This window comes from Paenibacillus sp. oral taxon 786 str. D14 (genome assembly GCF_000159955.1).
GTDB classification, from domain to species: domain Bacteria; phylum Bacillota; class Bacilli; order Paenibacillales; family Paenibacillaceae; genus Fontibacillus; species Fontibacillus phoenicis.
The window spans coordinates 1-21653 of record NZ_GG695990.1 but is presented as its reverse complement, the minus strand read 5'-3'; the positions used below and the strand labels follow the sequence as shown (position 1 = coordinate 21653).

General features: G+C 53.9%; 17 protein-coding genes and 1 pseudogene. 7 read left to right on the top strand and 11 right to left on the bottom strand.

What is annotated here, in order from left to right; genetic code table 11:
* The first annotated feature begins 345 nt into the window (after window positions 1–345).
* The 3 genes and pseudogenes from POTG_RS18845 (at window position 346) to POTG_RS18835 (ending at window position 3344) form a co-directional block, all read left to right on the top strand.
* Complete coding sequence (locus POTG_RS18845) at window positions 346–1593, top strand: quaternary amine ABC transporter ATP-binding protein (RefSeq protein ID WP_009226446.1); 1248 nt, start codon at window positions 346–348, stop codon at window positions 1591–1593.
* Window positions 1553–2384: pseudogene (locus POTG_RS18840) on the top strand (ABC transporter permease); the annotation flags it as partial. The gene POTG_RS18845 and the pseudogene POTG_RS18840, both read left to right, overlap by 41 nt.
* A 15-nt stretch (window positions 2385–2399) precedes the next feature.
* The gene (locus tag POTG_RS18835) at window positions 2400–3344 is read left to right on the top strand and encodes a glycine betaine ABC transporter substrate-binding protein (RefSeq protein ID WP_009226444.1); all 945 of its coding nucleotides are present in this window, start codon (window positions 2400–2402) and stop codon (window positions 3342–3344) included.
* A gap of 492 nt (window positions 3345–3836) precedes the next feature.
* On the opposite strand, the gene POTG_RS18830 is transcribed toward POTG_RS18835, so the two are convergent.
* Window positions 3837–4634, bottom strand: coding sequence for a patatin-like phospholipase family protein (locus tag POTG_RS18830; protein ID WP_009226443.1), 798 nt, complete (start codon window positions 4632–4634; stop codon window positions 3837–3839).
* 215 nt (window positions 4635–4849) lie between these two features.
* On the opposite strand from POTG_RS18830, the gene POTG_RS18825 reads away from it, so the two are divergent.
* Window positions 4850–5521: an SOS response-associated peptidase gene (locus POTG_RS18825; RefSeq protein ID WP_009226442.1), complete on the top strand. Its 672-nt coding sequence runs from the start codon at window positions 4850–4852 to the stop codon at window positions 5519–5521.
* 73 nt (window positions 5522–5594) lie between these two features.
* On the opposite strand, the gene POTG_RS18820 is transcribed toward POTG_RS18825, so the two are convergent.
* Window positions 5595–5867 carry a DUF6171 family protein gene (locus tag POTG_RS18820; protein ID WP_009226441.1) on the bottom strand — a complete coding sequence of 91 codons (273 nt, stop codon included), beginning with the start codon at window positions 5865–5867 and terminating at the stop codon, window positions 5595–5597.
* Between the two features lie 6 nt (window positions 5868–5873).
* Entirely contained in the window at window positions 5874–7370 is a 1497-nt protein-coding gene (locus POTG_RS18815) for an alpha-N-arabinofuranosidase (protein ID WP_009226440.1), read from the bottom strand.
* Window positions 7371–7557: 187 nt separating this feature from the next.
* On the opposite strand from POTG_RS18815, the gene POTG_RS18810 reads away from it, so the two are divergent.
* Complete coding sequence (locus POTG_RS18810; RefSeq protein ID WP_009226439.1) at window positions 7558–8466, top strand: ArsR/SmtB family transcription factor; 909 nt, start codon at window positions 7558–7560, stop codon at window positions 8464–8466.
* 83 nt (window positions 8467–8549) lie between these two features.
* On the opposite strand, the gene POTG_RS18805 is transcribed toward POTG_RS18810, so the two are convergent.
* The 6 genes from POTG_RS18805 to POTG_RS18780 all read right to left on the bottom strand — a co-directional run bounded on the left by POTG_RS18805 (window position 8550) and on the right by POTG_RS18780 (window position 16731).
* Window positions 8550–9686 (bottom strand): glycoside hydrolase family 88 protein, encoded by a 1137-nt coding sequence (locus POTG_RS18805; RefSeq protein ID WP_036646288.1) that lies wholly within the window; start codon window positions 9684–9686, stop codon window positions 8550–8552.
* A gap of 29 nt (window positions 9687–9715) precedes the next feature.
* Window positions 9716–11536 carry a heparinase II/III family protein gene (locus tag POTG_RS18800; RefSeq protein WP_157273519.1) on the bottom strand — a complete coding sequence of 607 codons (1821 nt, stop codon included), beginning with the start codon at window positions 11534–11536 and terminating at the stop codon, window positions 9716–9718.
* A gap of 42 nt (window positions 11537–11578) precedes the next feature.
* Complete coding sequence (locus POTG_RS18795; RefSeq protein WP_009226436.1) at window positions 11579–13462, bottom strand: DUF2264 domain-containing protein; 1884 nt, start codon at window positions 13460–13462, stop codon at window positions 11579–11581.
* Between the two features lie 35 nt (window positions 13463–13497).
* Entirely contained in the window at window positions 13498–14337 is an 840-nt protein-coding gene (locus POTG_RS18790; RefSeq protein ID WP_009226435.1) for a carbohydrate ABC transporter permease, read from the bottom strand.
* 12 nt (window positions 14338–14349) lie between these two features.
* Entirely contained in the window at window positions 14350–15288 is a 939-nt protein-coding gene (locus POTG_RS18785) for a carbohydrate ABC transporter permease (RefSeq protein ID WP_009226434.1), read from the bottom strand.
* 99 nt (window positions 15289–15387) lie between these two features.
* Window positions 15388–16731: an ABC transporter substrate-binding protein gene (locus POTG_RS18780; RefSeq protein WP_036646285.1), complete on the bottom strand. Its 1344-nt coding sequence runs from the start codon at window positions 16729–16731 to the stop codon at window positions 15388–15390.
* Between the two features lie 325 nt (window positions 16732–17056).
* Here POTG_RS18780 and POTG_RS18775 point away from each other — a divergent pair, with 325 nt between their 5' ends.
* Both POTG_RS18775 and POTG_RS18770 read left to right on the top strand, forming a co-directional pair.
* The gene (locus tag POTG_RS18775) at window positions 17057–18778 is read left to right on the top strand and encodes a cache domain-containing sensor histidine kinase (protein WP_083791529.1); all 1722 of its coding nucleotides are present in this window, start codon (window positions 17057–17059) and stop codon (window positions 18776–18778) included.
* A gap of 53 nt (window positions 18779–18831) precedes the next feature.
* On the top strand, window positions 18832–20454 hold the full coding sequence (locus tag POTG_RS18770) for a response regulator (RefSeq protein ID WP_009226431.1): 1623 nt from the start codon (window positions 18832–18834) through the stop codon (window positions 20452–20454).
* On the opposite strand, the gene POTG_RS22835 is transcribed toward POTG_RS18770, so the two are convergent.
* Window positions 20455–20832 (bottom strand): ABC transporter permease, encoded by a 378-nt coding sequence (locus POTG_RS22835; RefSeq protein WP_232282356.1) that lies wholly within the window; start codon window positions 20830–20832, stop codon window positions 20455–20457. It abuts the gene before it with no gap.
* A gap of 11 nt (window positions 20833–20843) precedes the next feature.
* A complete protein-coding gene (locus POTG_RS22830; RefSeq protein WP_009226430.1) occupies window positions 20844–21425 on the bottom strand; it encodes an ABC transporter permease in 582 nt (193 codons plus the stop codon).
* Window positions 21426–21653 lie beyond the last annotated feature (228 nt).

The following is a 21653-nucleotide window of genomic DNA, read 5'->3' as shown; positions in this document are numbered from 1 at the left end:
CTTGCAACCTCCTATTCATATGCAAAAAAACCTCCGCTGTAACGCGTCCACCCGCACGGCTTAAATCCCCATACGGCTCAACGCTTATTCTATCTTAAGTAAGTCAAGCCCAAAAGTAAAGACGCAGCCTAGGGAGCATTTGGGAGGATATCGGAGTTATCCGCCGATTCATTACGTTCAGTTTTTTCTGTACGTTCCTTACGTACAGTTTTCATCTTTGCGTTATTTTCATTCCATTTGTTACACTTACCTCACGGATTGATGCGATACTGCCTCGCTGGGCAATTTTGTTAGCGAAGCCGAGATCGAAGGGGGAACTTAAAGCTTTAGAAAAGGAGTGAATCTATGAATCAGCCAATATTACAAGTTCGTGAAGTCAGCAAGTTATTTGGCCCGCATGCCGAGCAGGCCATTCCATTGTTGAAGCAAGGCTACACCAAAGAGCGTCTGCTCAAGGAAAAAGGCATCACCATCGGCGTCGGCCAAGTCAGCTTGGACATCCGCGAAGGTGAAATTTTCGTCATTATGGGTTTGTCCGGGAGCGGCAAATCGACACTGGTTCGGATGCTGAATCGATTGATTGAACCAACTGCGGGGGAAATTCTGCTGCATGGACGGGATCTCCGCAAAATGAACAAAGCTGAGCTGCGCGAGGTGCGGCGTAAATCGATCAGCATGGTGTTCCAGAAGTTTGCTTTATTCCCACACCGCACGGTCCTGCAGAACGTGGAATACGGACTGGAAATTCAGAAAGTAGCCAAAAAAGAGCGCCGCGACAAAGCGATGCAGGCCCTCGAGCTCGTCGGCTTGAAGGGCTGGGAGCATAAGATGCCGGAGCAGCTGAGCGGCGGTATGCAACAGCGGGTCGGCCTGGCCCGAGCGCTAGCCAATGACCCGGAAATCCTGTTGATGGACGAAGCGTTTAGCGCGCTCGACCCGCTCATTCGCCGTAACATGCAAGATGAGCTGCTGGAGCTGCAGGAGAAGATGAAGAAGACCATCGTCTTCATTACCCATGATTTGGATGAGGCCCTGCGTCTCGGCGACCGGATCGCCTTGATGAAGGATGGCGCACTCGTTCAAATCGGCACGCCGGAAGAAATGCTGATGAACCCGGCCAACCATTATGTGGAACGGTTCATCGAGGACGTGGACCTGTCCAAGGTGCTGACCGCAGCCCGCGTCATGCGCCGGCCGGAAACCGTTACGTTGGATAAGGGTCCTCGCGTCGCCCTCGAACTAATGCGTGAACGGGGCATCTCCAACCTGTTCGTCATCGGCCGGGGCAAACGCCTGCTGGGCGTCATTACAGCCGAAGACGCATCCCGTGCCGCCAAGTCCGGCATCGGCCTGGAGGAAATTCTGATTACGGACGGCCCTCGCGTGGCCCCGGATACCGTGCTGAGTGACCTATTTGAAGTCATGAGCTCATCCAAGGTTCCGCTGGCCGTCGTTGACCAGCAGGAGCGTTTGCTGGGCGTTATCGTACGCGGCGCCGTACTGGGAGCCCTCGCCGGAGAACATCATGAACTGAAGGAGGAGGTGAACCCAGATGGAATTCATCCCGAAATTGCCGCTGGCCGAGTGGATTGAATCGCTGGTTGACGCCATGGAGCGGTCGCTTGGAGGATTTTTCGACGGATTGTCCATGACGATTGAGACCATCGTTAACTTTTTCGCCGGATTGTTCCTGCTGCCGCATCCGCTGCTGTTTATTGCCATCGTCGGAATCATCGCTTATTTGATTGGAAAATGGCAGCTGACCTTGTTCACCGTAATCGGTTTTCTGCTGATCGATAACCTTGGCTATTGGACCGAGACCATGAACACCTTAGGCCTGGTCATTACCTCCGGCTTGATCTCGATCCTGTTCGGGATTCCGATCGGCATCTGGAGCGCCTACAGCAAAATGGTCCATCGGGTCATCTCGCCACTGCTTGATTTTATGCAGACGATGCCGGCATTCGTTTATCTGCTGCCGGCTGTAACCTTTTTTAGCCTGGGGGTGGTCCCTGGGGTTATCGCATCGGTGATCTTCGCGATCCCGCCGACGATCCGGCTCACCTATCTTGGGATCAAGCAGGTGAACGGCGAGTTGACGGAAGCGGCGAACGCCTTTGGCTCCACGGTCTGGCAGAAGCTGTTTAAAGTCGAGCTTCCGCTCGCCATGCCAACGTTGATGGCCGGGGTTAACCAAACGATCATGCTGTCGCTCTCGATGGTCGTCATCGCCTCCATGATCGGCGCGCAGGGCATCGGGGCCACCGTCTACCGGGCGGTCACCCAACTGAAGATCGGGCAAGGCTTTGAAGCCGGTTTGGCCGTGGTTGTCCTAGCCATCGTGCTCGACCGCTTTACGCAAAACCTGTTTAAATCCAAAACACAAAGGGGAGATTGAGATGAAATTGAAGAAGACGAGGAAGTTGATGGTACTGGCAGGATTAGTGAGCATGTTGGCGTTGTCCGCCTGCGGGCAAGCGAACAATCCTTCGGCCGGCGGTGCCAACAACACGCCGGATGCTTCGGCGAACGGGGGCAACACCTCAGCCGGAGCCGTCGGCGAGCAAGTCAACTACGAAATCATCGGGATTGACCCTGGTGCTGGAATTATGAAGGCGACAAGTCAAGCGATCGAAACCTACGGCTTGGACGGCTGGAAGCTGATTGAGGGCTCCGGCGCAGCCATGACGGCGATGCTGGACAAAGCGGTGAAATCCGAAAAACCGATCATTGTTACCGGCTGGACCCCGCACTGGATGTTCTCCAAATACGATCTGAAATATTTGGAGGATCCGCAGAAGGTTTACGGGGAAGCCGAAGAAATTCACACGCTGGCGCGGAAAGGCTTGAAGGAAGACCATCCGACCGCCTATGAGTTCCTCAACCGCTTCGAGTGGACTTCGGATGAAATGGGCGAGATTATGACAGCGATTCAGGAAGGTCAGGACCCGGCGGAAGCGGCCAAAGCCTGGGCAGACAGCCATGCCGACCGCGTGGACAGCTGGACCGAAGGCTTGACACCGGTGAACGGCGACAAACTCAAGCTGAGCTATGTGGCATGGGATTCGGAAATCGCCAGCACCAACCTGCTGGAATATGTACTCGAAAGCAAGCTGGGTTATGACGTCGAGTCCCTCCAAGTCGAAGCGGGTCCAATGTGGACCGGTGTCGCCAGCGGTGACGTTGATGCAACTGCAGCCGCATGGCTGCCGCTCACCCATGCGGATTATTGGGATAAATACGGCGAACAAGTTGAGGATCTCGGCGCGAACATGACTGGGGTCAAAACCGGCCTGGTCGTTCCAGTTTACATGGACATTAACTCGATCGAGGATTTGAAGTAATCACCTTTACCCGTAACGGAACTCAGAGACCTTATTGTACTATTTCCCGGTGATTTCCCGCTGTAACGGAACTTAAAGACCTTATTTGATGCTAATACCAGCGAATTCGCTGCCTATAGCCCAAATAAGGTCATCTGGTTCCGTTACATCTGTTTTAACCCTGGTAGGAATAGAAATAAGGTCTCCTCGTTCCGTTAGCTTTTTTACACCTAAGGAAATGGAAGAAGCCACCCCTGGTACGGAGTGGCTTCTTCATATCTATATCAATTAAAGAAGAGGGAGTATCTAAAGAATAGCATCGGTTTCTTAAAGGAACATTACAGAAACCTGAAGATCAGCTTAAAAATTCTCCAGCTCCTCGTTTCCAACCGTTTGGCCCCAATCGCAATCAGCGTCGCCCATGATTGTCGTATCGGATGCAGCGCATGGAACTCCCCCATTTTTGTTCTTCTAAATCGGTCAAAACAAATATTCGGAATTCACCAGCTTCCTTCAGAGGAAATCCGGCTTCACCCGCTTCACCTCAGCCTTGAGCTCATCCATCATGCCCTCAGCCGCTTCCTCCCCTGCCTTGATGCAATCGGCCATTTTGGAAAAATCAAACGCGGACACATGACCGACATCCGGTCGGATGACGATATCCGCTAACCGCAGGCTGGTATGCTTCCGTTCGGCGGTCATCAAACTGTAAGAGCGGTAAACGACCTCAATCATATTGCGGGGCGGCTTCTTCTCATGCTCGCGCGTCACATCCACCGCAATTATCAGTCCCACATCCTTCCGCTTCAGCTCCTGGACGGGCAAGTTGTTTAGCACCCCGCCGTCGACCAGCACCTGATCGTCCCGTACCAGCGGAGCAAATACCCCCGGAAACGCCGTCGTTGCCCGCAGCGCCGTTCCCAAATCGCCCTTATCCAAAATCACCTGTTTGCCTTGCATCAAATCCACGGCAACCGCCTTAAACCGAATGGGGAAATCCTCAATCTTCAGCCCATCCTTCCCATGTTGCCTCAAGAGATCGTTGACGGTTTGGTAGATTTTGTTCCCGCCGATCAGCCCGCGTTGGCGAATTCCTAGATCCATCAGCCGGTATTTTGGCGTGTGATACAGCAAGTCCTCGATGTCCTCTGCCGGAATGCCTGCAGCATACAAGCCTCCGATCGCACCGCCCATGCTTGTACCAACGATCGCGTCCACCGGGATTCCGTGCCGTTCGAACGCCTTCAACACGCCCAAATGAGCGAGTCCCCGTACGGCCCCGCCGCCTAACACCAAACCTACTTGTTCCATGGATGATCTCCCCGCTTGTCGTCTTTTTACTAAAAATACATATTCTTTAGCTTAGGCGGAAGTTCCTTCCGGCTAAACAAAGCAGCCCCGAATCGATAGAGACATCGACCCGGGGCTGGCAGGCCTGTAAGCAAATCGATTACAATGGATACAACAAAATGTGAATCCACGAATCACGAATACCACGAATAGATCCATACAATGGAGGTCTCCCCATGTGCGGCCGTTTTACGATTACGCTTCCTCTGGACGAACTGATAGTCCGGTATCTCATCATGGAAAACCGGCTGGCGAAATTCGCCCCGAACTATAATGTAGCGCCGATGCAATTCATCCCCGCCGTCATTGCGGGCAAGCAGGGCAATCGGCTGGGCGAGCTGCGCTGGGGCCTGGTGCCGTTCTGGGCGAAGGAGGATAAGATCGGCGCCAGCATGATCAACGCCCGCGCCGAGTCGCTCCCGGACAAACCGGCGTTTCGGAAGCTGCTGACAACCCGGCGCTGCCTCATCCCCGCTGACGGATTCTACGAATGGCAACAGCGGGCCGGAGGCAAGCAGCCCTATCGGATCGTCATGAAGGACGGGAGCCCCTTCGCCTTTGCCGGCCTGTACGACATCTGGAGCGATCCGCAAGGAAACAAGCTGGCAACCTGCACGATCATCACCACGGAGCCCAACTCGCTGATGGCTGAGATCCATAACCGGATGCCCGTGATCCTGCAACCTGAACATGAAGCCGAGTGGCTGGCCCGGGACAACACGGATACGGGATCGCTGCTAAAGCTGCTTCAACCTTACGATGCCGCAAAAATGCGGGCTTACCCCGTATCCCCAGCCGTTGGGAACGTGCGCAACAATACGAAGGAACTGTTGGAGGAGGCGAAATAGTTCTAAAAAAAGGCTCCGCCTTTATGCACAAGCAAGGAATCACCCTGCTGCCATAAAGTCGAAGCCTTTCCTATTACGCCTCAATGCTCGCCCACAATCCTCCGCCCGGCAGCGGACAATGCCGTTCCTTGAGCCAGGCGATTACCGGAATGATACAACCGCAGACTGTGCAAGTCATCCCGTCCATCAGCTTCGGACACGCTTCGCATGCGCGAAGTCTGTCCTGATACTGCTCCTCACTCACCCTGCGTTCGGGCGCAAACGCCGTCGTTTTCAGCAGACGTTGGATCTGCTCCTCCGTCACCCGGTAATCGTCCCGGCACGCTTTGCATGAGGTATCCGCCATGTAACGTTATCCCCTCGCAGCCAATTCCAGCGTCGTCACCGATTTCGCCGGCAAATCAACCGTCAGTTTACCGCCATCCAGTTTAAATGCTTCAAACGGCTGCGGCTTCACGACTTCCGGCTGCGCAAACGTATTATGGGCGTCAATCGAATCGCCGGTTAATGTGGTGCCAGTCACTGCCAAGCTGTTGCCGGCCAAGCCCCGGATGTCGATCGTTACCTGTGTATTCGCATGAGGCTGCAGGTTACAGAAGCTGAGATGGATTTTGCCTTCTGCATCCCGCGATGCGGTAGCTGTCACCGCCGGAATTTCCTTGTCTTCCAGCTTGTAGCTGCCTGTTTCCAGCGACAGATCCAGCAGCTCAGCGTCCTGGTGAACCTTATACATATCGAATACATGGTACGTTGGGGTCAAGATCATTTTCTCGCCTTCCGTCAGGATGACGGCCTGAAGCACGTTGACGGTCTGGGCGATATTTGCCATCCGCACGCGCTCGTTATGTTTGTGGAAAATGTTCAGCGTAAGCCCGGCGACAAGCGCATCGCGCATCGTATTTTGCTGATACAAAAATCCCGGATTGGTCCCCGGCTCCACATTGTACCAGGTTCCCCATTCATCCACAATCAAACCGACTCGGCCCTCCGGATCGTATTTATCCATGATCGTGCGGTGGCGAGTGATGAGCTCATCCATGCGAAGGGCTTTTCGCAACGTGGCAAACCAGGCAGACTCGTCGAACCCGGTCGCCGTCCCTTTATCCTGCCAATTATCGTTGGGCAGCGTATAGTAGTGCAGCGTGATGGAGTCCATAAACCGTCCGGCTTCCCGCATCAACACATCCATCCAATTATAGTCGTCCGAATTTGGACCACAGGCGATCCGGTGAATTCGATTATCCCCATAGTTACGGACGTACGTCTGATACCGGCGATACTCGTCAGCATAATATTCCGGGCGCATGTTGCCGCCGCAGCCCCAGTTCTCATTGCCAACGCCGAAGTAGGTCACCTTCCAAGGCTCCTTGCGTCCGTTTTGCGCCCGCAGCTCAGCCATCGGCGATACGCCGTCAAAAGTCAGATATTCCACCCACTCCGACATTTCCTGAACGGTTCCGCTGCCCAGGTTGCCGTTAATGTAAGGCTCGCAGCCCAGCTGCCGGCAAAGCTCCATAAACTCATGGGTCCCGAAATGGTTATTTTCCACCACGCCGCCCCAATGGGTATTGACCATCCGCTTACGGGCTTCCTTCGGCCCGATGCCGTCTTTCCAATGATATTCATCGGCAAAACAGCCGCCCGGCCAGCGCAGCACCGGAATTCGAATTTTCTTAAGCGCTTTCACAACATCGTTGCGAATGCCGTTGGTATTTGGAATCGGGGAATCCTCTCCAACCCAAAATCCCTCGTAAATACAGCGACCTAAATGCTCAGAGAAATGACCGTAAATATTGCGATTAATCGTTCCTTTGCCGGAATCGGCATTTAACACTCCATGCAGTGGCATCTGTCATTTCACTCCTTAGTTAATATAAATATTAATTAAATAACTACTTACTTAATATTATAGGCAAACGACCATAACCCCGTCAATTATTCTACCAAATTTTATAACTACATGGAAGATGCTTGTCAAACAATACATTTCTCATTAATATAATGATTAACTAAAATTCGGGTGAGGTGAAGGCATCTTGAAGCTTGATTTATCTGAACAATCGCTGCCCGTGTATGAGGCACTGGCAAGTCCAGTTCGTCTGCATATTCTGCGTCTGTTAGCCAACCGCCCGATGAACATTAAGGAGTTAGCCGCTGCGGTCGGGCTGTCCAGCGCGATCATGACCATGCATGTGCGCAAGCTGTCTGAATGCGGACTAGTCGCCACCCATATGGCACCCGGCAAGAGCGGCCTGCAGAAGATTTGCTCGCTTGCTGTCTCCGGCGCAGAAATCCAGTTTCCGGCGCAGGCGGCAGCCGAGCGCAAGAGCTACCGGGTTGAAATTCCGGTAGGCCATTACTCCGATTTTCACATCGAGCCAACCTGTGGCATCGCAACGACCGACAAGATCATCGGAAGCTTTGACGATCCCCGGTACTTCTGGGACCCGGAACGGATTCATGCTGCGATTCTATGGTTTGGTACGGGATATATCGAATACAAATCCCCCAATTACTTGCTGTCCTCCCAGAAGCCCGAGGAGCTGGTCTTTACGATGGAAATCGCGTCCGAAGCCCCGGGAACGAAGGACGATTATCCATCGGATATTACGTTTACCTTAAACGGCAAGCTTTTGGGCACCTGGACGAGCCCTGGCGATTACGGGGAGCAGCCGGGAAAATATACCCCGGAGTGGTGGCCAAGACAAGCGAATCAATATGGGCTGCTGAAACGGCTGCGCATTACGGCAGACGGTACGTACATGGACGGCTTGAAGATGTCCGACGTCACCCTTCACGACATTGACATTCGGCAGAAGCAATGGACGCTCCGCTTATCCGTGGAGCCGGACGCCCGTTATCCGGGCGGCTTGACGTTGTTTGGCAAGGGCTTTGGCAATTATGGTGAGCATCCAAGCGCAGAAGTGTTTTATGTAGAGAAATAGGCATAGAAAAAAATAAACAGGGTTGCTCCAATCGCTATCAGATGCGATTGTATAGCAACCCTGTTTTCATATCTGCGTCCGCCTCATTCCCAATACGTCGGCCCGCCGCCCTTCAGCCGGGCGAGCCCTTCCACAAAGAAATAATCGCCGTAAATCAGCGGAACGTCGATGTTCGTCCCCTGCGGGTAGTTGCTCGTCCCGTGCAGGATCAGCCCCTCTTCCGCCGGGTCGTCCCACGCGCCGTAGTTATCGTACAGCGACTCCAGAATGCGTTCGCCGGCTTCGCGGTACTTGGTAGCGGCCGTTCCTTCGCCGCCAAGCTTCTCCGCCAGCAGCAACAGCCCGCTGGCCGCGCAGGCACCGGCGGACGAGTCCCGCAGCTCGCGCAGCTCTTCCGGCGCGCGGAAATCCCAAGCCGGCACCTGATCGTCCGGCAGCTGGCTGAGGAAGAAATCCGCCGCCCGCTTCGCGGCGGACAGATACTCCGGCTTACCGGTGTGGTGGAAGCCCAGCGTCAAGCCGTAGATTGCCCAGGCAGCCCCGCGCGACCAGGCCGACTCCGGCGCGTAGCCTTGGCCGCCTTGCGGCCCAACCCGCTCGCCTGTGACCGGGTCAAAGACCACGATATGATAGACCGAGCCGTCATTGCGGACAAAATGATGGAGCACGGTGTCCAAATGCGCTTCGGCAACATGCGCGAACCGGGGATCGCCGCTCTCCCGGGATGCCCAGAACAAGAGCGGCAGGTTCATGCAACAATCGATGATTGCCCAGCCTTCGTTCCGCTCCCCTTCCGTCCACGGATTCCAGGCTCGAATGTAACGCCCCTTCAGGTTAAAGCGCGCCGCCAAATAGTTCGCCGCCTTCAGTGCCCGCAGCCGTGAGGTTTCATTCCCCGTCAGCTTATAGGAAGCGATGCTGGTCAGCGTCCACATGAATCCCAAATCGTGATCCAGCCGCACGTAACCGTCCAGCACCTCATCCAGCTTGGCTTCGCATGCTTGTGCCAGCGCTTTCAATTCCTCCCGGCCGCTTCCTTCATACAGCAGCCACAGCAGCCCCGGCCAGAACCCCGCCGTCCACCAGGCCGGCTCAGCCAGATCGTAGACCCCGCCCTTGCTGGCGTGCGGAAACCCGGAGCCAATTCTCGCCGTGTTCCGCAGCGTTTTGTCCAGCGACTTCGTCCAGGCCTCTTCCACCCATGCCCTTTCGTTTCCCATATGCATATGACCTCGTTCCTCCATTCTCCTTATTGCCGAGCGAATTTAAACAGAAGCTCCACGCCAAAACCCGCTTCCGGCTGCTTGACCCGAAAATCTAACGCGTACCAAACCGCATCCTTCCCGTAATGATCCCGGTAGGTCCGTTCCTCCATCTCCGCCTCCAGCTGATACGGGTCATAGTTCAGTTCCAGCGCGAACTGACCGCGGACAAGGCGAAGCTGCCCCGGGCGGGTCATCTCCGGCTGAATTGGGCTAACGAACCGCTCAACCAGACTTTCCGGCGCTTCTGCAAAGCGAAAATCGTCTCGAAGCGTTAAGCTGGGCAGCTCCGTCTTGTTCCAAATCCAACTTCGGTTAAAAGACTGCAGATTATCATCCTCATAGGCGCTGGACAACTCCAAGGCGAACTCGCATGCCTCCGCAGTCATGTCGCAGCGAAGCTTCGACGCTGCCCTTTCCTGTCCCTCCCGCTGCACGCAGCCGTTGATGATCGGCACGGAATGCCCTTGTGAGCCGTTACAGTCATAACGATACCTGCCCTCGCCAAAGTAATCCCGCGTATACTCCCCGCACCCGAGATCGGACAGGAAAAACGCGCCTCCGCCCGCCAGCATGAAATGGCCCAGGTCGTTGTGGTTATGCGATTCGCCGTTGTGCCCGCCTTTTGCGGCAAAACCAAACGTATCCCCTGCGGCAGTAATTCGCGAGATCAGCCAGCCGGCGTCTTCAAACCAAAAGTCGCCGTCTCTCCACTCCGCCGGGCCTGCCGCAGTGCGGTCCCGCCAGATCAGGTTGCGCAGCGCCGGCGCCCAGCGGCTGCAGTGATCCTCGCGGTAATCCGCATAGAGCAAGACAGGCGGAGCCTCGACTACCTCATACCGCTCCGCAAGGTAATGCGACAGCCCGGGCTGGACGCTCCCGTACGGCAGCGCGTCAGAGAAGTTGGCGACTAGCCGGCCGCCTAGAAAACACTTCTGCTGGAACTCGGAAATTCGCCGCACTTTATCCTCGCTGAACCAATCCCGCTGCCCCCGGCTTCGCTTTAACAGCAGGTCGGCATAATACACAAAGTAGCCAAACCCGTAGTTCCAGTATCCCAGCCCTTCCGGACAACCGCCATCCTCGCCGAAGCCTTGCAAATAGAAGCCCATGCTGCGCTCGGTTTTCTCCAAAATCTGAGCCAGCCGGGCGTGGTCGCGCTGTTCTGTCATCAGCAGCAGCGCAGCCGAACCAATCGAGCCAGCGCAAACCGCCGACCAGTTGTTCGTCAGCTCCTCCCAATGGTAAGGGCCTTTCTCAAGGAATGGCCGGAACAACCGTTCATCCACCAGTTCGGCGATCCGCACCCGCAGCAGCTCCGGTAGACGCGTGCCTAGCAGCAAAGATAACTCGGCTAGCGCAAACCCCGTCTCCGCCGAGAACAGGTCGATGGTCTCCGAGACCGGACGCTTCGCATCCACATGCGCGGGCAAGCACCAGGTAAACTCGCTGCAGATCGCCCAGATGGCATCCCGCAGCGCCGCTTCGTACGCCGCCGACTCCGGTTCAAGCAGCGACAGAAAGGCGAAGGTGTTGAGCCGCCGCCGCTTCTCAAAATACACCCGCTCATACTCCAGCCGCGAACCCTGAACGGCAAATAAAGAAAACAACGAATAGGTCAGCTCTTCCGCTGGGGACTTCAGCAGCCGCTCCCCCTCGCTCCGGATCACTTCAAGCTCGGCCCGGGCCTCCGGCGCCTCGCGCAGCGATTCCCAAAACGCCAGCCCGCTGCCGTGCGGATAGTAATCATCAGCCTTCAAAGGGATCAGGCTTTCGGCCAGCTGCTCCCAGCCCTCGCGAACGTTCATCAGCATTCCTCCTTCCACCGCAGCCCAAAACAGCGGCGTTGACTAAGCCAGCTCAATACGGATTTCGTTCCCCGAGCAGGTCGTTATCACGATCTCCCGCTCTCCTATCGCGAGGTTTAACGCATCAAGCGTAATTGGTTGCCATGAGGCTCCCGGCGACGGATCGCCGTAAACCGCCGACGCGAGCAGGTGTACCCCCGGTTCCAGGGAAGCGAGGAGCGTGGGAAGAACAGTGCGAGGATACAGAACATTGGTATTGGCGTTCGGGCGAATCAGCTCGACCGATTCGAAGCCAAGCAAGCTTTGCACCCCGCTGGCTCCAAAGGGGCTTGCTGCTCCCGCAGCGATCCGGCCCTCTCCACTCTTCTCTTTTAGCTCCACCAGCCCTGTCCGTTCCGTCCCCTCGATCCACTCCGTCAACTCCGTTTCCACCCCCAGCGCGAATCCTCCCTCCGCGATGTCGAGCGGTCGTTTCGTCTCGATGCGATGAATCCGCACATGCCAGGGGAGTCCGGCAACGATCCAGGAGCGCACCTCTACGTCAGACCAAGGTTTCCATAACGCATACAGCACGTTATCCTGAATTGACGTGTCCAAGTTCCGGCGTCTTACCCGGTACAGGTTATCTCCCTTTTCGCTGAGCGCCAGCATGGAGTCAAACGCGCCTTGGGACAAGCCCCACTCCGCGCGCGGCACACTAAACCCGAACCCGGTGGAATACACAAGTTTCTCGTATTTGGCCGAGGTATGGGTGTGCTCGTTCGTGCCGCGATGGCCGGTGTTGAAGGCCGCTACATGACCGGTCGCAGGATCGCGGGCCAGCACAAGATGCGCCGGGCGCTGGACCTTCAGCGCCGGCAGCTCCGGCAGCGGCAGCTCCTCCGCCGTCCAGAATGGATGGTCCTCCGGCAATGCCAGCGGCAGAAACGCTTTCAGCGCCCAATACGGCGAACCGGGCGAATTGTAGTTCTCCGCCATCACCAGGTTTGGATAAGCGTAACCCACCGTAAGCAGCCCCTCGGAACTGCGAATGGGCTGGCTTAACCACCAGCGCAAATTGCGCAGCACCAGCCCCTTTAATACCCCCATTGGCAACACGTCCACACCGGCATAAGCCAGTGCGCTCCAGAAGGCGGATTGGGCGAAACGGTAGGTTAAGCTGCGTCCGTACGGCAGCGCTGCCCCGTCTGGGGCGAACCAAGCGAGAAAATCGTCGGCGAACAACGCGGCCCGCTCTTTATACACTTGCGAACGCTGCGGATCTTCCTCTTCCATGATACGCGCATAGAGCAGCCCGTAATAGTGAAAGGCAAACGGGACGTAATAGTCGCTGTGTCCCCCGACACCGTCGCTGTACCAGCCGTCCTCCAGATAAAACGCGTCCAGCCGGTCCAAATTCCGCTCCAGCTGCTCCGTATCGTAAGGCAAGCCGGCTTTGCGGAAGCCCACATTCACCAGTACGTTAAAGAACAACCAATTGCAATCGTAACAAGGATGCTGGTTCATCTGATTCAGCCAGCTGTACAGCCGGTCACGCTCTTCCGGGCGAAGCGGTTCCCAGATGTGTTCCGGGATCAACGCCAGTGCAAATCCAAAAACCGCCATCTCCACGAGCCGTTGATCATAATCGCCAACCTCGCCCCAATACTCCTGATGCTCCGGGTTCGTGCCGCAGCGAATGCCGTCCAGGACGACGTCCCATAACTCACTGCTGCCGCCGCCGGCAAGCAGCGGCACCAATCCCCACAGCACCCGGGAGAACCCTTCCATCTCCGCTACAGCCGCCGGGTAGGACACCCCGCTCTTGCCAAGCACAAGCCGGGCGCCGCCTTCGCTATAGAACGGCCGAAGGGGACGCACCAGCTCTTCCAAAACGTTCACCATATCGCTGCGCGTTTGGAGCGGAGCATTAACCGTTACTTTCATTTCCTCAACTCCTTTTTATCCGGGACCATGATCTATTACCCCTTAATACCGGACGAGGCCACGCCCTGCACGAAATATTTTTGCAGCGCCAGGAAGACGATCAGCACCGGAATGATAGAAATGACGCTGGCGGCCATAATTAAGCCATATTCAGCGGAATACTGCGTAATGAACATCCGCAGCCCGATTTGGATCGTTTTGAGTTCCGTCTTGGTCAGGTAAATCATCGGCCCGAGGAAATCGTTCCACGTATTGACGAACGTGAAGATCGTCAGCGTGGACAGCGCCGGCTTCGAGAGCGGAAGCATGATTTTCGCCCAGATCCCGTATTCGTTTAATCCGTCAATGCGCGCCGCTTCGCAGAGCTCATCCGGGATGCCTTGATAGAACTGGCGCATCAAGAACACGCCAAAGGCCGAGAACGCCTGCAGAAAAATAATCGCAAGATGGGTGTTGTTTAACCCCATGGAGCGCATCATGATAAACTGCGGAACCATGTAGGCCTGCCACGGAATGGCGATGGTGGCAATATAGCCAAGAAACAGCGCATGTCTCCCTTTGAACCGCAGCTTCGAGAAAGCATACGCCGCAAAGCTGGAAGTCAGCAGCTGAAGCAAAGTGACGATCACCGACAGCTTCGCCGTGTTGTATATAAACCGGCCGAGCGGGATCCGCGTCCAGATTTCCACGTAGTTCTGCCACCTTGGAGCATCCGGGATCCACTGCATCGGGAACGAGAACACATCCTTATTTAATTTAAGCGAGGAAGACAGCATCCACGCATAGGGAACAAGCATGCACAGCACAACGACCGCGAGCACCAGGTACGCAAAAATCTTGGCAACGACTTTGACTTGTTTGTTAGCTCCTGTCATTTTTGCATCCTCCTATTGACCGTACTTCTTCTCGCCCTGAAATTGAATCAAGGTGATCCCCAGAACGAGCAGGAACAGCACGATCGCCATAGCGCTGGCGTACCCGTAATCCAGCGAGCGGAACGCGGTATTATAGATTTGATAGACAAGTACCCGGGTCGAGTTGTTCAGCTGATTATCAGCACCGGCAAACAGGTTGATAAAGATGTCGTACACTTTAAACGAATTGATGATCAGGATCATCAGGACAAAGAACGTGGTAGGTGCCAGCTGCGGGATCGTCACGTTGACGAATCTTTTCCAAGGACCGGCCCCGTCCAGCTCGGCAGCTTCATACAGCTCGGGATTTACTCCCTGCAAACCTGCCAAATAAATGACCATGTAGTAACCCATATTTTTCCACACTGTAAAAAGAATGACCGTAAACATCGCCCAATCTTTATCTGCCGCCCAGCGAGGCAAATCCTCAATGGGGATGCCGGTAATCGAGTGCAGCAGATTGTTCACCGGCCCCATCGTGGGGCTGAACACGAAATTCCAAACGGCTGCCACGGCAACCAGTGAAGCGACATAGGGGAAGAAGAACACGGTCCGCATAAAGTTGCGGCCAAACAGCTTCTGATTGAGCAGGATCGCCAGCGCCAGCGCACAAACCATCGTTAACGGCACCACGCCAATCGTATAAATAATGGTGTTCCAGAACGCTTTGTGAAAGGTGCTGTCCTGCAACAGACGAGAGAAGTTACGCAATCCCACGTACTCCATCGGGTTAGCCCCGTCCCATTTCACAAAAGCGAGTACAAACGCATAAACCATCGGCACCAGCGTAAACACGGCAAAGCCGATGAAGTTGGGGGCAATGAAGCTGTACGCCACCAAATGATCTTTGACGTTCTTAGACAACGCGCTTCTTTTAACTGCTTTGGTTCCTAACACGGGTTCATTCTGCATGATTTCTCCTCCAAACCAACTTGTGCTAGAGTATTGGGAAAAAAAGACGGGCTCATAAGGCCCGCCCCTGGCAGCATCGAAATCTCATGCGAGATCAGATTAGTTATTAAGTACCTCTTGCACCCGTTTCTCCATATCTGCCAATCCTTCGTCGATGGTCGCATTTTTCGTCATGATGTTGTCGTGTGCTTCGTTCAGGACGACCTCGATGTCCGCACTCTTCTCATGCAGCGGCATTTCCAGATAAGTTCTCTCGGTCGTGAGAGCTGCTTTGCTGTTCTCGTCCGTTGGGAAGCCGTCCATGGAAGCGATGGAGCTGACCACTTCATCGTTCTTGATCGCCGGAATCGTACCTGTGGATGCGATCACTGCTGCACCTTCTTCACCGGTAACGAATTTCAAGAAATCTAAAGCGGCTTCTTTGTTAGCGGACTTTTGGTTTACAGCCAGTGAAGTAATGGTCCCCAGCGTTGTCCCGGCGGGTACGCCGTCCGGATGCGGATATTTCACGATCCCCCAGTTTGTAGCCTGGGATTCACCGCTCTTCACCTTGTCGATTTGCGTAGCGATAAACCAGCTGCCCATGTTCATCATCGCAACGGAATTATTGTAGAATACGCCGGAATAGTGAGTGCTGGAGGTCTTTAACGTAGCGTAGTCCATCACGATGCCGTCGTCTTGCTGTTTCAGAATCCGTTCGTAAATCGGTTTCAAGAATTGATAGTTGCCATCCACGATGGTGTTCTTTCCGTCCAGGATGCCAAACAACTGAACTGCACTGCGCCAAGTGTGGTAATGCGCGCCGTATACTTTTTCCGAGCCGCTGCCGGACGTCAATTTACGGGCCAACTCGTCGTATTGATCCAGCGTCATATCGTTGGTTGGATAAGGAACTCCGGCTTTATCAAACAGGTCCTTGTTATAATAAACGACCCAGAAGTCACTGCGGAAAGGCAGCGCGAACACATCGCCGTTCATTTGAATTTGCTCAACCGTTCCGCCGTAGAGGGAAGTATCAATGCCTTGGGTGTCAATGAAGCTCTTGAGCGGCTCTAGGTGGTTCTGCTTCACCAGGTTGACGTAGCCCGGTATGTCCTTGATGGTCAGAATATCCAGGTCCGCACCGCCAGAGAGCTGTGTGCTGAGCATCGTCATGTAGTCGGTAGAGCCAAGGTCAACATATTCGATCGTTACGTTCGGATGGTCTTTCTTATAAGCGTCGATCAAAGGCTGGTAGTAAGCGGTTGCCTCCCAGTCCCACAGCGCCCATTTCAGCGTGACCGGCTTGTCGCCCGTCTCGTTGGAAACGCTTGCAGAATTGTTCGTTTGAGGCTCTGTGGTATTCGCTTTGCCCGAGTTTCCGTTGTTGCCGGAACAGCCTGCCAGCAGACCCATAAGGAGAACGGCCGCCAAGGTAATACCGAATACTTTCTTTCGTCTCATCTTCAAACCCCTTTTCCTCCTGTTTTCCAGATCGGCAACGCCGAATCCTTAGGTACATGGTATCGAAATTCGAAATGTAAGGGCATACATTTTTGCGTTCATTTCCTACACTTTTCTATTCGCTTCTTCAAGAAACGGATGAAAAGCTGTAAAATCATACTCAAAAGATGTAAAAATGGTTGTTTATGATCCGGGCCGCTGCTGATGAAGTCAACTCATGTTATTGTAGTTTATATCGGTAAAAACTCGCAGTGATCTTACTCCGGACGAGGTGATCGACACGCGCGCAAGAAAAGCCACTATCAAAAGCCGGATCATCCTGATCATGACCATGTTTGCCTTGCTGATCGCAGGGATTCTGTCTTTTTTCAGCTATGAGCTGATCTCGTATTTTCAACGTAAAACGACCATTCAGGCGACGGAATTCAACCTGCAGCTCGTCTCTCACATCATCGATCAAGATCTCAATAACTTGAACACCTTGGCTTTAACCAGCAGCACGAACTCGCCTACCAATCAACTGATTCAGAACTATTTCATCTCGCCGGACGCCAGCGCCAAAGACAGGCTGAATGTCTTCTTATCGATGCAGGAGGACTTCCGGGTTAACCGGTCCAACAGCTACGTGCGTCGCCTGATCATCACGGATCACCAAGACAAGTTTATTCAGGTTGACAATTCTGGAAGCGCTTCAGTTCCGCTGAATATCCATAATATTACCCAGTTGCCCGGCCTGTCCGCAGATGCGAAGGAAGCTTGGGAACGCGTGATCCAGGACCCATTCTCCCGCTCCAGCGGCATCCCGATCGTGCTGCCGATTTACGGTGAACGGGCTGCACGCATTGGGACGGTCTATCTTCTGGCTAACACCTCCGTGATCACCGATAAGCTAAAAGGATACAGTCTGCCGGAGGGCTCTGAATTGCTGCTTACCCTCGGCAGCCAAACATACCGCATTGAAGGGGACAAAGTGCAGCCGCTCGAAAGCCCTTACACCGTGTTGCCGTACGACAAAAGCGAGGCCACCGGGGCGCTCACCAAGCTCGAATGGATGGAGCAGGACGGAGAACGTCAAATCTCCGTGTCCTATCCGGTCCGGGAAGGCGTTATGCTGTCCCAGACGCTGGACAAGAAGCAATTTGCTCCGCAGCTGAACGCTTGGCTGCTGCTGATGATTGGCGCATCCGTGCTGGTGATCGCATTAAGCGGTTTTATAATGTTGTATTTAACTCGCACGATCAGCCTGCCCGTGGAAAAGCTGCGGAAACGGATCGACAAGATCGCGCAAGGCAATTTCTTTATCGACCGGAATATCGAATGGAACAGCGAGCTGGGGGATGTGGGACGCGGCATCAACCGGTTGTCCCAAGACATTTTGATGCTGATGGAATCCCGAGTAGCAGACGAGAAGCAGAAGCAGGAGCTGGAATATCGGATGCTGCAAAGCCAGATCAGTCCTCATTTTCTCTATAATACCCTGAACTCGATAAGATGGATGGCTACGATTCAGAACGCTACGGGTATCGCAGATATGGTCACCTCCTTATCGCGGCTGCTGCGCAGCATCGCCAAAGATCAACGCAAGCTGGTTCCGCTGCAGGAAGAGCTTAGCCTGATGAATGACTATTTCCTCATTCAGAAATATCGCTACGGCGGCACGATTACAATGGAACAAATCATTGATAACGAGGAGCTCCTTTCCAGTCTGGTTCCCCGCTTTACACTGCAGCCGCTGGTGGAGAATGCGATTTTTCATGGAATCGAACCGAAGGGGCGCGGCAACATCACGGTGTCTGTGGCCAAGAGCGGGTATGACATGCGGATTACGATTGAGGATAACGGCGTGGGAATGAGTGAAGCCCAAATTGAGGCGATTTTGTCCAAGCAAGAAGAACCCGGCTCCAAAGGCCTGTTCGAAAATATCGGGCTCCGCAGCGTACACGATCGGCTGCGTCTGACCTTTGGGGATCGATACGGCCTCTCCATCGAAAGCAAGTTGAACGAATTTACGAGAATGCATTTGCTGTTGCCCTGCCGGAAGTCTTGACCTCCAACTTTGACAACTTGTCGCTATCGTAAACCACGGGAGGAAGTGATCGTATGATTAAAATGCTGATTGCCGATGATGAGGCACTCGTCTGTATCGGCCTGCAGTCCATGCTCAAATGGGAAGATTATCAGATCGAAATCGTGGGCATTGCCCACAACGGTGCTCAGGCAGAGGAAATGATCGAATCGTTGCGTCCTGACCTGGTCATTTCCGACATTAAGATGCCGGTCAAAACCGGTCTGCAGGTCGCTGAATCCGTACGCGACAAATATGGCCGGATACCGCTCTTCATCTTCTTAACGAGCTATGAGGAATTTGAATACGCACGTCGCGCCATTCATCTGCAGGCAGCGGATTATTTAGTCAAGCTGGAGCTAACCCCGCAGATCCTGGCCGAATCCGTTCAGAAGGCCGTTGCCATGTTGGGGGAATACCAAACCGTGGAGAGTTACCCGAGTATGCTGTACCGCAGCAATTTGCATGCGCTGCGCGATAAATTTTTTATCCGGCTGTTTAATCAGCTGTTCGAGAACAAAAATCAGTTCCTGCTGCAACGAGACGATCTTGAGCTGGATTTATCCGCTCCTGCCCACCTCGTCTGCTCCTGCCGGATTCAGGGACCGGAGAGCGTCCCTCCGCGCGGGGATAAGCTGGTCGCTTTGTGCTCCAGCACGGTGCAGATGGCTAAGGATACGCTCGCGTCGTCGCGGCCCTGCTTCGTAACCAGCCTGGATTTGCGGAACTTTGCAATTGTGCTGCCCCTCTCGGATCCAGACCCGCAGCGTTGGATGCCGGAGGTAGAGGAGCTCCTGCACCATATGGCAGAGGTGCTCCATTCCTATTTCAATGTAAAAATCATCGGCGCGGTTGGGAATGCCGTGGAGGACCCGTACCTGCTGCATGAAAGCTACCTGGCTGCCCGGCGGGCGTTGCCGTTTGCCCTCGATCAGCAATCGTTTGTCTTCTTCACCCAGAGCGAAGCGGAGAATCTCGCTTCCCCAGGAGTCGATGCCATCGTCTCCCGTTCAGAGATCCGCCGCGCCTTTGAAGAACTGGATACCCACGCATTGCACACCATGATCACGAATCTCATTGATCGGTTTAATGGCCGGCCGGAGTTACTTGTACCCGCTACCGATGCGGCTTGCAATATTTTATATATGGCCACCTCTTTGCTGGCAGACGGCGAGAACGTGGTTGAGCAAATTTTCGAGAATGAGCCGGAGGGGTACCGCGCGATCTATAAAAAGCAAACAACCCAAGGCGTGATCGATTGGCTCGTGCAATTCCGGGACGGTTGCTGCGAAATCCTGTCTTCCCGCAAGCAAAGTTACAAGGAGCAAATCGTGCGGAACGTGCAGGACTATGTGAAACGGAACTTGAACAGTAAGCTGTCCTTAAATCAGGTGGCGGATGTTTTTAACTTCAGCCCCAATTACTTAAGCCATCTCTTCTCCAAAACGGCCAAAATCAATTTCGTGGAATACGTCACGGAGACGAAAATTGCGGCGGCCAAGGAAATGATGGTTCGCGGGGAAGGCCGGATCTATGAAATCTCGCAAAAGCTGGGATATGAGAGTGCGTTTTATTTTAGCAAAGTGTTCAAAAAAGTAGAGGGTATATCGCCGCGGGAGTTCATGCAGCGCTTGAACAGCTCGTTGCCTTCCGGCTGATCATTGCCGCAGGATGCCCTTTCGATGGATCTTCACCCGAGGATCAACGATCGTGTAGAGCAAGTCCGCCAGAAAGTTGGCGACCACTACAAAGGCGGAGATAATCAGGATGATCACAAGAAGCAAGGGATAATTCCGGGATTGCGCAGAATAGACCGCCAATCTTCCTAGACCCTCCCAGTTAAAAACGTTCTCTACCACCGCGGCACCCGAAATCAGGGTCGGTAAATCCAGCATGATGATGGTAATGACGGGGATTAAACCAACTCTTAACGCATGTCGATAGGTGACTCTTCGTTCCGAAGCCCCTTTGGCGCGAGCCAGATTCAGAAATTCAGAAGGCAGCACCTCGATCAGGCTGGTGCGGACCATTTTCATATAATAAGCAATCAATCCGATCGTGACTGTAGCAACCGGGAGTACCATGTGGTGATGAGGTCGTCCAGCTCTCCTTTTTTGTTCGGGGTATGCATACTGCTTGGCGGGAACCAAAACAATTTGAAGGCAAAAATCTCCTGCAGCCAATGCCCCAGCACAAACGCGGGAATGCTGTACCCAACCAGGCTTAGGATCAGGCCAAGTTTATCCGATAGCCCATCCTGCCGTCTGCTGTTATAGATTCCCCACGGAATAGCGATCATCAAAGCAATGATCATGGACGTGCCTAACAAGGTGAAGCTGTTCCAGACATATCTCCAGATGTACAGATTAATTGGGATCTGGTTATAATCCAGACCAAAGTTCCCATGCAGCAGGTCATTGATCCACCGGAGATATTGCTGGTAAATGGGCAAGTCCAGACCATAGAGAGCTTTCTGTTCGTTTGCGAATTGGAGCTGCTCTTCGGTCATCCCAATGCTTAGGGACCAGATGTTCCCTGGCATAAAACGCATCGCACAAAAACATACGCTCATGACGATAAATAACACAATCACCGAATAAATGGCACGGCGAATCAGATAAGTCCACATCCGCATCCTCCTGAACCCCTAATTTGTCACTTATTCTAACATAGATGAAATGAAAGATGGCTTATATCATTGTAAATCGAATGTTAAATTTTCATAGTTTTCACGATATGTTAGATAAAAGATCGATTTGCAATCATATATATCCCTCCTTTTCCATAAAATCCCTTATATAGTTCTATAGTTCGACAAGAAGTCTCTTGAATCCTGCCTCCCCCTCATTTCTGGGAC